The organism is Pseudomonas sp. SW-3 (assembly GCF_016615645.1).
Taxonomy (GTDB): domain Bacteria; phylum Pseudomonadota; class Gammaproteobacteria; order Pseudomonadales; family Pseudomonadaceae; genus Aquipseudomonas; species Aquipseudomonas mandelii.
In genome coordinates, this window is the sequence record NZ_CP067098.1 from 4,408,224 (window position 1) to 4,421,543 (window position 13,320).

Sequence of the window (13,320 nt, forward strand, 5' to 3'; positions counted from 1 at the left end):
ACCTGTTAAGCTTTAGCGACCTTCGCTGGACGCTTGTCTTCGACCGTCCATTTGCCGCCGTCGTAGTACGCCTTCCAGCCAGTCGGCTTACCGTCGACTTCAGTCTGCACGTACTGCTCTTTGGTCTTGCGGCTGTAGCGGATCACCGCAGGCAGGCCGTCCGGATCTTTCTTCGGTGCTTCGCAGAGGAAGTGGTACTTCGGATCGATCTCATCCTTGTGCGGCACAATTTCCATGACCAGCGGAGCACGCGTCTCGCGGTTTTTCGGGAATTGACTGGCCGCCAGGAACAGGCCGGAAGCACCGTCGCGCAGGATGTAGGTGTCGTTGACCTTTTCGCATTTCAGCTCAGGCATCTTCACCGGATCCATCTTCGGCGGCGCCGCATCACCGCTTTTCAGCAGTTTGCGGGTGTTCTTGCACGTCGCGTTGGTGCAACCGAAGAACTTGCCGAAACGGCCGGTCTTGAGCTGCATCTCGCTGCCGCACTTGTCGCATTCCAGGCTCGGACCTTCGTAGCCCTTGATGCGATAGGTGCCCTCTTCGATTTCATAACCAGCGCAATCCGGGTTGTTACCGCAGATGTGCAGCTTGCGCTTCTCATCCAGCAGGTAGGCGTCCATCGCCGTGCTGCAGATCGGGCAACGGTGCTTGCCGCGCAGTACCAGGGATTCCGATTCACCCTCGTCGTCCGCCGCGATTTCATCGCCCGGTACCAGGTTGACGGTGGCCTTGCAGCGTTCTTTCGGCGGCAGGCTGTAACCCGAGCAACCCAGGAACACGCCGGTCGATGCGGTACGAATCTGCATCGGACGCCCGCACAACACGCACGGGATATCAGTCATCACCGGCTGGTTGGCGCGCATGCCGCCTTCGGCGCTTTCGGCTACTTCGAGTTTCTTCTTGAAGTCGCCGTAGAACTCGTCGAGCACGTTTTTCCAGTCGCGTTCGCCCTGGGCCACGTCATCGAGGTTCTCTTCCATGCCGGCGGTGAAGCCGTAGTCCATGAGATTGGAGAAGCTCTCGGCCAGACGCTCGGTCACGATGTCGCCCATCTTTTCCGAGTAGAAACGACGGTTGTGCAGCGCAACGTAGCCACGGTCCTGGATGGTGGAAATGATCGCGGCGTAGGTCGAAGGACGACCGATGCCGCGTTTTTCCATCTCCTTGACCAGGCTCGCTTCCGAGTAACGCGCCGGCGGCTTGGTGAAGTGCTGGGTCGGATCAAGCTTGATCAGCTTCATCGCGTCGCCCTGGGCCATGTCCGGCAGCACGTCGTCATCGCCAGGCTTGGCAATCTGCGGCATGACCCGGGTGTAACCGTCGAACTTCAGGATGCGGCCCTTGGCGCGCAGCTCGAAATCGCCGGCACCGACGGTGACCGTGGTCGACAGGTATTGGGCTGGCAGCATCTGGCACGCGAGGAACTGGCGCCAGATCAGCTCGTAGAGCCGCTCTGCATCACGCTCCATGCCCGACAGCTTGCTTGGCTCGGTATTGGCGTCAGACGGACGAATCGCTTCGTGAGCCTCTTGTGCGCCTTCCTTGCTGCTGTAGACATTCGGGTTTTCCGGCAGGTACTTCTTGCCGAACTCGCCTTCAATATAGGTGCGCGCCATCGTCACGGCATCGGCCGAGAGGTTGGTGGAGTCGGTACGCATATACGTGATGTAGCCGGCTTCATACAGACGCTGGGCCATCATCATGGTTTTCTTCACGCCGAAGCCCAGGCGGTTACTCGCAGCCTGTTGCAGGGTGGACGTGATAAACGGCGCCGACGGCTTGCTGCTGGTCGGCTTGTCTTCGCGCTTGACGATGCTGTAGCTGGAAGCCTTGAGCTTCTCCAGCGCGGCCATGGCCTGGGCTTCGTTGAGCGGCTTGAAGGCTTCGCCTTTCTCGCGAGCCACGTCGAAGCGCACGGTGGCGCCCTTGGCGGTGCCGAGGTCGGCGTGGACTTCCCAGTATTCTTCGGGGTTGAACGCGCGGATTTCACGCTCACGCTCGACCACCAGCTTCACGGCTACCGATTGCACGCGACCGGCGGACAGGCCACGGGCGACTTTGGCCCACAGCAGTGGCGAAACCATGTAACCCACCACGCGGTCGAGGAAACGACGCGCCTGTTGTGCGTTGACACGGTCAATGTCCAGCTCGCCCGGTTTGGAGAAGGCTTCCTGAATCGCTTTCTTGGTGATTTCGTTGAACACCACGCGCTTATAGCGGCTGTCATCACCACCGATGGCTTCGCGCAGGTGCCAGGCAATGGCTTCCCCCTCGCGATCCAAGTCGGTTGCGAGATAGATGGTGTCAGCATCTTTGGCGAGCCGGCGCAGCTCTTCGATGACCTTTTCCTTGCCCGGGAGGATCTCGTACTTGGCTTTCCAGCCATGATCGGGATCGACACCCATGCGCGAGACCAGCTGCTTGCGCGCCTTCTCTTTCGGCGTGAGCACCGGACCTTCACCCGCGGCGGCCTTGCCGCGCTTGGCGGCAGGCTCTTTGCTGGCGCTAGCCGAACCGCTGGTGGGCAGGTCTCGGATATGGCCGATACTCGACTTCACCACGTATTGGTTACCCAGATACTTGTTGATGGTCTTGGCCTTAGCCGGGGATTCCACAATGACCAGCGATTTGCCCATGGATCAGAAAATTCCTGAATTCTAGAAGTGAAAGGCGGTTGGCGCCTGACGCGGCACCGCTATATATAGTGGCTACAAGGTGAGGTCAAGCGCAGGGTCCTGCGCGCACTCAGCTTATGCCTTCGAAAAAAGGCTCGGTTCGGCTTCCACCAAAGCAAAGCGTGGCACCTGTTCGCCGTCAACCTCGACCGACTCCAGGAACATGCTCAAGGGACGCACCCAAAAGCCGTAATCGCCATACAGGGCTTGGTAGAAGACCACTTCTTCCTCGGTTTCCGAATGCCGCGCGATACTGAATACGCGGTACTGCGGACCTTTGTAATGCTGGTAGAGCCCAGGTTGTATCGGCATGGTTTGGCCCTCACTCAAATCTTTTAAAAATAAAAACAAAAAATAAATTCAGAAAAACAAAAACCGGGGCACTTGGCCCCGGCTTCCGTCAACGAAACGCTTAAACGCGTTCGAAGACGGTGGAGATGCCTTGGCCGAGACCAATGCACATGGTGGCAACCCCGAAGGTGCCGCCATTCTGCTTCATCACGTTCAGCAGGGTGCCGGAAATACGGGCACCGGAGCAACCGAACGGGTGACCCAGGGCGATCGCGCCGCCGTGCAGGTTAACCTTCTCATTCATCTTGTCGAGCACTTTCAGATCTTTCAGCACTGGCAGGGCCTGTGCAGCGAAAGCTTCGTTGAGCTCGAAGAAGTCGATATCGTTAATGCCAAGGCCCGCACGTTTCAGTGCTTTCTGAGTGGCCGGTACTGGACCATAGCCCATGATTGCCGGATCCACACCTGCCACCGCCATCGAGCGGATAACCGCCAGCGGCTGGATGCCCAGGTCCTGTGCACGTTGTGCCGACATCACGATCATGCACGAAGCACCATCGGTGATCTGCGACGAAGTACCGGCTGTCACGGTGCCGCCCTTGGGGTTAAACGCTGGCTTCAGAGCCGCCAGGCTTTCCAGGGTAGTTTCCGGACGAATGGTTTCGTCGTAGTCGAACAGTTTCAGGAAACCGTTCTCGTCGTAGCCTTGCATCGGGATGATTTCGTCTTTGAACTTGCCTTCCAGGGTCGCCTTGTGAGCGAGCTGGTGGGAGCGCACGCCGAAAGCGTCCTGTTGTTCGCGAGTGATGCCGTGCATTTTACCCAGCATTTCAGCGGTCAGGCCCATCATGCCCGAGGCTTTTGCCGCGTACAGCGACATGTGCGGGTTCGGATCGACACCGTGCATCATGCTCACGTGGCCCATGTGCTCGACGCCGCCGACGACGAACACGTCACCGTTGCCAGTCATGATCGCTTGTGCGGCAGTGTGCAGCGCGCTCATCGAAGAACCACACAGACGGCTGACGGTCTGGCCGGCAGCAGTGTGCGGGATCTGCGTCATCAGGGACGCCATGCGAGCGATGTTCCAGCCCTGCTCCAGGGTCTGGTTTACGCAGCCCCAGATCACGTCTTCGACTTCGTTCGGATCAACCTTGACGTTGCGTTCCAGCAATTTGCTGATCAGGTGCGCCGACATGTCTTCGGCGCGGGTGTTGCGGTGCATGCCGCCCTTGGAGCGGCCCATCGGAGTACGACCGAAGTCGACAATCACGACGTCTCTTGGATTCAAGCTCATAAAATTTCACTCTCGCTCAAGTGTTGGGACGCTTAACCGAAGAACCGTTGGCCGGTTTTGGCCATTTCACGCAGTTTTGCGGTCGGGTGGTACAGCGCGCCCAAATCAGCGTACTGGTCAGCCAGGGCAACGAACTCGGCAACACCGATCGAATCGATGTAGCGCAGCGCACCGCCACGGAATGGAGGGAAACCAATACCGTAGACCAGGCCCATGTCGGCTTCGGCGGCGGTTTCGACAATGCCGTCTTCCAGGCAACGCACGGTTTCCAGGCACAGCGGGATCATCATCCAGTTGATGATGTCTTCGTCAGTGACTTCGCGCTGCTCGTAAACGATCGGCTTGAGCACTTCCAGCACCGACGGATCGGCCACTTTCTTTTGCTTGCCTTTCTTGTCGGTCTCGTAAGCGTAGAAACCCTTGCCATTCTTCTGGCCCAGGCGCTTGGCTTCGTAGAGCACATCGACAGCCGAGCGACGGTCGTCTTTCATGCGGTCCGGGAAACCTTCAGCCATCACGTCACGACCGTGGTGGCCGGTGTCGATGCCGACCACGTCCATCAGGTACGCCGGGCCCATTGGCCAGCCGAATTTTTCCATGATCTTGTCGATACGGACGAAGTCCACACCGGCGCTGACCAGCTTGGCGAAACCGCCGAAATACGGGAACAGGACGCGGTTGACCAGGAAGCCCGGGCAGTCATTGACGACGATCGGGTTCTTGCCCATTTTCTTGGCGTAGGCAACGGTGGTGGCCACGGCCAGCTCGCTGGACTTCTCGCCACGAATCACTTCAACCAGCGGCATCATGTGCACCGGGTTGAAGAAGTGCATGCCGACGAAGTTTTCCGGACGCTTGAGGGCTTTGGCCAGCAAGGTGATGGAAATGGTCGAGGTGTTGGACGCGAGGATGGTGTCCTCTTTGACCTTGTCTTCGACTTCGGCCAGAACGGCTTGCTTGACCTTCGGGTTTTCGACGACTGCCTCGACGACCAGGTCAACGTGACCGAAATCACCGTAGGACAGGGTCGGACGGATGCCGTTGAGCACTTCAGCCATTTTCGCCGGGGTCATGCGACCTTTATCAACGCGGCCGACCAGCAGCTTGGCGGCTTCAGCCAGGCCTTGCTCGATACCGTGCTCGTTGATGTCCTTCATCAGGATCGGCGTACCTTTGGAGGCCGACTGATAAGCGATACCGCCACCCATGATGCCGGCGCCCAATACGGCGGCCTGCTTCACATCCTTGGCGATTTCATCGTAGGCCTTGGCCTTTTTCTTCAGCTCCTGATCATTCAGGAACAGACCGATCAAGCTCTGCGCGGCAGAGGTCTTGGCCAGTTTGACGAAACCGGCGGCTTCGATTTCCAGCGCCTTGTCACGACCGAAGTTCGCGGCTTTCTGGATGGTCTTGATCGCTTCGACCGGTGCCGGGTAGTTCGGACCGGCTTGACCGGCCACGAAACCCTTGGCGGTTTCGAAGGCCATCATTTGTTCGATGGCGTTCAACTTCAGCTTTTCCAGCTTCGGCTGACGCTTGGCCTTGTAGTCAAACTCGCCAGAGATGGCGCGCTTGATCAGCTCCAGGGCCGCTTCCTGCAATTTCTCAGGGGCAACTACGGCATCGACGGCGCCTACTTTCAGCGCGTCTTCAGGACGGTTTTCCTTGCCGGCGGCAATCCACTCGATAGCGTTGTCGGCACCGATCAGGCGCGGCAGACGCACGGTACCGCCGAAGCCCGGGTAGATGCCCAGCTTGACTTCCGGCAGACCGATCTTGGCCCTGGTGGACATGACGCGGTAGTCCGCCGCCAGGCACATTTCCAGACCGCCACCCAGAGCGATGCCGTTGATCGCGGCGACAGTCGGGACGTTGAGGTCTTCGAAATCGCTGAAAATCTTGTTGGCTTCCAGGTTGCCAGCAACAAGCTCTGCATCAGGCAGCTTGAAGTTCTCGACAAATTCGGTGATGTCGGCGCCGACGATGAAGACGTCCTTGCCACTGCTGACGATCACACCCTTGATCGAAGCATCTGCCTTGATGGTGTCTACGGCCTGACGCAGTTCGTTCAGGGTTAGACGGTTGAACTTGTTGACGGACTCACCCTTGAGGTCGAATTTCAATTCGACGATGCCACTTTCAAGAGCCTTAACCGTGATGGCTTTACCTTCGTAAATCATCAACTGATCTCCACGATATGGAAGCTGAACAGTACACGTCGGACGCAGGCAAATGGCTTGGCAGGGACGCTTAACGTCAATGCTACGCCCATCTACCCGGCACACCCGCCAACGCGATAGTCGGGATTCTGTAGGAGCGATGTTAAATACAAACGCTCAATTCATACGCCCGTTTGATTTGGGTACGCCACCTTCACGGAATTTCCGGTAATTGTCAATCGCCCAAAATGCGGGTTCAAACGCGACTTTGCGGTCACTTCCGTACTACGAAGATCTTCAACACGCCCCTGCATGTGAAGCCATTCATAGAATCAATAGTTAGAAAAGTCGCCCTAATTCGCTGCAGCCTTTGTTTAACAGACTACGCTGGCGGGACCTTGAGAAAAAAATTGAACACTTTTGGCGAACGCCAAGCGTAAGATCGGCGGCACAAAGAATTACCGGCCTGCCTGGCCAACCCCAGCCCGATGATGATGTCGGGCTTTTTATTGCCTGTCTGTCGGAGGTTTCGCGCCATTGCAGCGCGAAATGTCCGTGAGTCACGCCAGTGCTTTCAGCACCGCATCGATGTCTTGCAAAACCGTCGCTTCGCCCTTCTCGCCCCAATACAGAGTGATCATCTGTTTGTCCGCTTCAACCTTGTAGACGTTGGCTGGCAATTTTTCGAAATGATTGAGCAGCGCTCGATCTTCGCAAATCTCCTGCCACTGGTTCACCCACACACCCGGCGACTTTTGCCAGTAACTCCAGCACGCCGGTTGATTGCCACGACGTGGCCGATGGTACTGGGCGCAAGGGCTCGGCGGCTCCTGGCTCAGCCAGTGCGGCCACTCCTGGGGCGCAAGCTGCATGGCGAGGCCGATACGCCGCGCTTCCATGCGCAGAGCCATGCGCCCGCTCTGTCCACGGGACGGTCGCAACCATGCCAGCGGACTCAGCACCACCAGCAGGATTGACACCACTATCCAGACCGTCATATCTGTACTCCCGATTCTTGATGAGCGCTTTGAGTCACTTTGGAACCATTGCGCTTGAAACCAGCCATACTTACCAATATTGCAATCCTCAGGAGGAGCACCTCATGCCCTACCACCATATTCTGGTCGCTGTAGATCTAACCGAAGAGTGCGACCCTGTAATCCACCGTGCTCGCGAGCTTTCAGTGAGCAATGGCGCGAAACTGTCCCTGGTCCATATCGTCGAACCGATGGCCATGGCCTTTGGCGGTGACGTCCCCATGGACCTGTCACAACTGCAACAGCAGCAGTTCGATCAGGCCAAGGAACGCCTGGACCGACTGATCCTGAAATATCCGGAACTCTCCAAAGAATACAGCCACCTGACCTACGGCCAGCCACGCCAGGAGATTCACCACCTGGCCAAGGAACAGACCTGCGACCTGATCGTGGTGGGCAGCCATGGCCGACACGGCCTGGCATTGCTGCTGGGCTCGACGGCCAACGACGTGCTGCACGGCGCTCCGTGTGATGTGCTCGCGGTGCGCCTGATCAAAAGCTGAAAACCCGTACCCTGTGGGAGCGACCCTGCTCGCTCCTACAGGGGATCTATAGCAACGTGTAGATCGCATTCCATACGAAAAGCCCGGCGTTCATCACTGAACGCCGGGCTTTTTTGTTACAGCATCAATCAGGCATCCAGCTCAGCCCAACGCTCGACCATCACGTCGAGTTCAGCCTGCAACTGCTCAAGCTGAGCGATCACGGCAGCGGTCTCGACCGCAGGACGCTGATAGAAACCGGCATCGGCCATCTGGGCCTCGACGGCAGCGATCTGCTGTTCCATGGCTTCGATCTGGGCCGGCAACATTTCCAGCTCACGCTGCAATTTGTAGCTGAGCTTCTTCTTCGCCACCGGCGCTTCGACTGCCGCAGCAATCGGTGCCGCTTCCGCCGTCACGACCGCAGAGGTCAGGTCGGCCTTGCCGGATTTGCTCTCGGTCACGCCCAGCAGGCGCGGCGAGCCGCCCTGACGCAGCCAGTCCTGATAACCACCGACGTACTCGCGCACCTTGCCTTCACCTTCGAAGACCAGGGTGCTGGTGACCACGTTGTCGAGGAATGCCCGGTCGTGGCTGACCATCAGCACGGTGCCGTTGAAGGTCAGCAAGACCTCTTCGAGCAGCTCGAGGGTTTCGACGTCGAGGTCGTTGGTCGGTTCGTCGAGAACCAGCAGGTTCGCCGGTTTGCTGAACAGTTTCGCCAGCAACAGACGCGCACGTTCACCACCCGACAGCGCCTTGACTGGCGTGCGGGCACGCTGAGGGCTGAACAGGAAGTCGCCGAGGTAACTCAGCACGTGACGGCTCTGACCATCGATATCGATGAAGTCGCGACCTTCGGCCACGTTGTCGATCACGGTCTTTTCCAGGTCCAGCTGATGGCGCAACTGGTCGAAGTAGGCCACGTCGATGCGCGTCCCCTCTTCCACTGTGCCGCTGGTTGGTTGCAGACCGCTGAGCATCAGCTTCAGCAGCGTGGTTTTGCCGGTACCGTTGGCGCCGAGCAGACCGATACGGTCGCCCCGCGTCAGGACCATCGAGAAATCCTTGATCAGGAACGGACCGCCCGGGTGAGCAAAGCTCACGTTCTCGAGGACCATCACCTGTTTGCCGGACTTGTCAGCGGTGTCCAACTGAATGTTGGCCTTGCCGGTGCGCTCACGACGCTCACTACGCTCGACACGCAGGGCTTTCAATGCGCGGACGCGGCCTTCGTTACGGGTACGACGGGCCTTGATGCCCTGGCGGATCCAGACTTCTTCCTGGGCCAGCTTCTTGTCGAACAGCGCGTTGGCGGTTTCTTCAGCGGCCAGGGAGGCTTCTTTGTGCACCAGGAAACTGGCGTAGTCGCCGTTCCAGTCGATCAGGCCGCCGCGATCCAGTTCCAGAATGCGGGTCGCGAGGTTTTGCAGGAATGAACGGTCGTGCGTGATGAACAGCACGGCGCCCTGGAAATCCTTCAGCGCTTCTTCGAGCCAGGCGATTGCACCGATGTCCAGGTGGTTGGTCGGTTCGTCGAGCAGCAGCAGGTCCGGTTCGGAAACCAGGGCCTGGGCCAGCAGGACGCGACGACGCCAGCCGCCGGACAATTCGGCGAGAGTCTTGTCGGCCGGCAACTGCAGACGGCTCAAGGTGCTGTCGACCAGTTGCTGCAAACGCCAGCCATCGCGGGCTTCGAGGTCGTGCTGGACGTGCATCAGCTTGTCCAGGTCGGCGTCGGTGACGATGTTCTGGCTCAGGTGGTGATACTGCGCGAGCAGCTCGCCGACACCGTCCAGGCCTTCAGCCACTACGTCGAACACGGTCCGCTCGTCGGCTACCGGCAGTTCTTGCGGCAATTCGCCAATCTTGAGGCCGGGCGCGCGCCAAACGGAGCCTTCGTCGGGCTTCTGGTCGCCCTTGACGAGCTTCATCATGCTGGACTTGCCAGTGCCGTTGCGGCCGATGATGCACACCCGCTCACCACGGGCGATCTGCCAGGACACCTTGTCCAACAACGGCATAGCGCCGAAAGCAAGGGACACATCGCTGAATTTGAGCAGGGTCATGAGCTTCTCCAAAAACCGGGCGCGCATTCTACCTGACTTGAGGCTTCAGAAGGCCGGCAATTTCAATGTCGAAGCACTCTGCATGACAATTGTTGCGAACTTGTGCCGAGAGGCCCGCAAAGCTTTCGCCCGTTGCTGGCAAAAGGCTAAGCTACAGATAATTCGGTGCAGGTTAAGTCTGCACTTGTCGTGATTTCTATGCCCGGACGTCTCATGCGCAGCCGCCTCTTCAGTTTTTTATCTTGCTTGCTTCTTTCTGCCGCTGCCGCTCAAACCGCCCAGGCGGTGGACCTGTCCACCCAGCGCCAATATTACGATGAGGCCAAGCGAGCCTTGGCCAAGGGCGATACCGGCCCATATTTTCGCTACAGCCAGGCCCTTAGTGATTATCCACTGGAGCCGTACCTGGCCTACGACGAACTGACCGCTCGGCTGAAAACGGCCAGCAATGCCGAAATCGAAAAATTCCTCGCCGAACACGGTGACCTGCCCCAGGCCAACTGGATGAAATTGCGCTGGTTGCGCTGGCTGGCCGAACGCGGCGACTGGGCGACTTTCGTCAAATACTACGACCCCAAGCTCAATTTCACCGAACTGGACTGCCTGAACGCGCAGTACCAGATTGGTCACAACCAGAAAGCCGAAGGCTACGCCAACGCCAATAAACTCTGGCTGACCGGCAAATCCCAACCCGCCGCCTGCGACGCGCTGTTCGGGCAATGGGCCGCCGAAGGTCAACTGACCGAACAGAAACGCTGGGAGCGCACGAAGCTCGCCGCCCAGGCGCGCAACTATCCGCTGGCCAACAGCCTGGTCAATGGCCTGACCACCCTCGCCCCTCGCGGTCGTTTGCTGGTGGATGTGGCGCAAAAACCTGAACTGCTGAATCAGCCGTCGCGCTTCACCCCGGCCGACGAACCGATGTCCGACGTGGTCAGTCTCGGTCTGCGCCGCCTGGCCCGCCAGGACCCGGACAAAGCCATGAACCTGCTCGACGGCTATGCCAGCAGCATGCACTTCTCCCGCGACGAAAAAGTGGCGATCGCCCGTGAAATCGGGTTGACCCTCGCCAAACGTTTCGACCCTCGCGCACTGGAAATGATGACCAGGTACGACCCGGAACTGCGCGACAACACCGTGTCCGAATGGCGCATGCGCCTGCTGTTGCGTCTGGCCCGCTGGGACGATGCCTATCAGCTGACTCGGCGCTTGCCGCAGGACCTGGCGACCACCAACCGCTGGCGCTACTGGCAGGCCCGCAGCCTGGAACTGGCGCAGCCGCAGAACCCGGAAGTACAAAACCTGTACAAGAACCTGGCCCGTGAGCGCGACTTCTACGGTTTCCTTGCCGCTGACCGTTCACAATCGCCCTACTCGCTAAACAACAAACCGCTGGTACTGAGCCAGGCGCTGATCAACAAGGTGCGCAACACGCCAGGCATTCGTCGCGCCCTCGAGTTCCACGCCCGCGGGCAGATCGTCGACGGTCGTCGCGAGTGGTACCACGTCAGCCGTCACTTAAACCGTGACGAAATGGTCGCCCAGGCAAAACTGGCCTACGACCTGAAATGGTATTTCCCGGCGATTCGCACCATCAGTCAGGCGCAATACTGGGACGATCTGGACATCCGCTTCCCGATGGCCCACCGCGAAACCCTGGTGCGTGAAGCCAAGGTCCGTGGCTTGCACTCGAGCTGGGTGTTCGCCATTACCCGCCAGGAAAGCGCCTTCATGGCCGACGCCCGTTCCGGCGTCGGCGCCAGCGGCCTGATGCAGCTGATGCCCGGCACCGCCAAGGAAACCGCACGCAAGTTCAGCATTCCGCTGGCCTCGCCGCAGCAAGTGCTCGACCCGGACAAGAACATCCAGCTCGGCGCCGCGTACCTGAGCCAGGTCCACAGCCAGTTCAACGGCAACCGCGTCCTCGCCTCCGCCGCCTACAACGCCGGCCCCGGCCGTGTACGCCAGTGGCTGCGCGGTGCGGATCACCTGAGCTTCGACGTGTGGGTGGAAAGCATCCCGTTCGACGAAACCCGCCAGTATGTGCAAAACGTATTGTCGTACTCGGTGATCTACGGCCAGAAACTCAACTCGCCACAGCCGCTGGTGGATTGGCATGAGCGGTACTTTGACGATCAGTGATACTGATGCTGAAGTCCGAATAAAAATGCCCGCATCGATTGATGCGGGCATTTTTTTTGGCGTATCCAGAAGGTCTATGCAGACTTGAATCGTGCGGCAGTCTGTTTGCCATGCCGGGTCAGACGATATTTTTGAGCCGGACTGCTTGGTGTCTCGGGGCTGGTCATTTCAATCAAATCGGCAGCCAATGCGGGCCTGAGGTAGTTAGCCCGAAAGGTCGCCTTGTGAGCCAAACCGACCTCAGCCATCAAGTCGCTGATTTTAAGCGGACCATTAACCTGGAGTGCTGAAAGCAATCTCCCTACTGGGTCGGTTACTGGGTCGGTTACTGGGTCGATTATTGATTCGGTATTGCCTGCCTCTTCAAGCGCAATACTCAACGCTTGCAGCATGAACTCGACAAAAGGCGTCGACTCAGCCAACTGGTCCGCAGCCGACAACGCCGCGTAATGAGCGTCTTGCTGCTCTCGAATCACCGCTTCGACTGGCAGATAAGCCAACACCGGCCGCCACTGACTGAGTATCAAGGTTTGCCAGAGTCGCCCCATCCGCCCATTTCCGTCGGCGAAAGGATGAATAAACTCGAACTCGTAGTGGAAGACGCAACTGACGATCAATGGGTGCCAATCCGATTGACTGAGCCACGCCAGCAAATCGTCCATCAAATGCCCAACACGACTCGGCGGCGGTGCCATGTGGACTAATTTTTCACCACGATAAATACCGACACCGGCTTGGCGAAACCGCCCACAGTCGTCAATCAATCCGCCCATCAGCAACTCATGCGCCCGCAGCAGGTCGGCCCGGTTGCTCGACCGCCACTCAGGCATGGCTTCATACGCCGCAAAAGCGTTACGCACTTCCTGGATTTCTCGCGGCAGGCCAAGTACTCGTCGCCCAGCCAGGACTGCGGTCACCTGCTCGATGCTGAGCGTGTTGTTCTCGATCGCCAAGGAAGCCTGAATCGTGCGAATTCGATTACTACGACGCAGTTGAGGCGTCTGCAGGCGTTCGTCCACAGCCGTCAGCTGACCGATTTGTTCGCTGATCCCGGCGATCAACGCCAGCATTCTGGTGGTCAGGGTCAACGGTGGTTGATAACGGCTCATATCCTCATCCAGGCTCGCAACTGAGGCCGACATAATGCCCGAACCTCGCAGTGTTC

General features: G+C 58.8%; 9 protein-coding genes. 2 read left to right on the forward strand and 7 right to left on the reverse strand.

The genetic code is table 11. The features are described 5' to 3' along the window. Positions 1-5: 5 nt before the first annotated feature. The 5 genes from topA to JIO00_RS19805 all read right to left on the reverse strand — a co-directional run bounded on the left by topA (position 6) and on the right by JIO00_RS19805 (position 7,423). Positions 6-2,639, reverse strand: a complete 2,634-nt coding sequence (gene topA, locus JIO00_RS19785) for a type I DNA topoisomerase (RefSeq protein ID WP_010456356.1) — start codon at positions 2,637-2,639, stop codon at positions 6-8. A 114-nt stretch (positions 2,640-2,753) separates the two neighbouring features. Continuing rightward, positions 2,754-2,990 carry a DUF1653 domain-containing protein gene (locus tag JIO00_RS19790; RefSeq protein ID WP_010456358.1) on the reverse strand — a complete coding sequence of 79 codons (237 nt, stop codon included), beginning with the start codon at positions 2,988-2,990 and terminating at the stop codon, positions 2,754-2,756. Positions 2,991-3,090: 100 nt separating this feature from the next. Then, positions 3,091-4,266, reverse strand: coding sequence for an acetyl-CoA C-acyltransferase FadA (gene fadA / locus JIO00_RS19795; protein ID WP_010456360.1), 1,176 nt, complete (start codon positions 4,264-4,266; stop codon positions 3,091-3,093). 32 nt (positions 4,267-4,298) lie between these two features. Then, positions 4,299-6,446: a fatty acid oxidation complex subunit alpha FadB gene (fadB, locus tag JIO00_RS19800; RefSeq protein ID WP_200666695.1), complete on the reverse strand. Its 2,148-nt coding sequence runs from the start codon at positions 6,444-6,446 to the stop codon at positions 4,299-4,301. 539 nt (positions 6,447-6,985) lie between these two features. Beyond that, the gene (locus JIO00_RS19805; RefSeq protein WP_010456364.1) at positions 6,986-7,423 is read right to left on the reverse strand and encodes a hypothetical protein; all 438 of its coding nucleotides are present in this window, start codon (positions 7,421-7,423) and stop codon (positions 6,986-6,988) included. Between the two features lie 104 nt (positions 7,424-7,527). Between JIO00_RS19805 and JIO00_RS19810 the strand changes: the two genes are divergently transcribed. Further along, the gene (locus tag JIO00_RS19810; RefSeq protein WP_077748224.1) at positions 7,528-7,965 is read left to right on the forward strand and encodes a universal stress protein; all 438 of its coding nucleotides are present in this window, start codon (positions 7,528-7,530) and stop codon (positions 7,963-7,965) included. Between the two features lie 128 nt (positions 7,966-8,093). On the opposite strand, the gene JIO00_RS19815 is transcribed toward JIO00_RS19810, so the two are convergent. Continuing rightward, positions 8,094-10,013 (reverse strand): ATP-binding cassette domain-containing protein, encoded by a 1,920-nt coding sequence (locus tag JIO00_RS19815; RefSeq protein WP_077748223.1) that lies wholly within the window; start codon positions 10,011-10,013, stop codon positions 8,094-8,096. Between the two features lie 213 nt (positions 10,014-10,226). Between JIO00_RS19815 and JIO00_RS19820 the strand changes: the two genes are divergently transcribed. Then, the gene (locus tag JIO00_RS19820) at positions 10,227-12,155 is read left to right on the forward strand and encodes a transglycosylase SLT domain-containing protein (RefSeq protein WP_200666697.1); all 1,929 of its coding nucleotides are present in this window, start codon (positions 10,227-10,229) and stop codon (positions 12,153-12,155) included. A gap of 74 nt (positions 12,156-12,229) precedes the next feature. Here the strand turns inward: JIO00_RS19820 and JIO00_RS19825 are convergent, their stop codons facing one another. Next, complete coding sequence (locus JIO00_RS19825; protein ID WP_169856802.1) at positions 12,230-13,264, reverse strand: Fic family protein; 1,035 nt, start codon at positions 13,262-13,264, stop codon at positions 12,230-12,232. Positions 13,265-13,320: the final 56 nt, after the last annotated feature.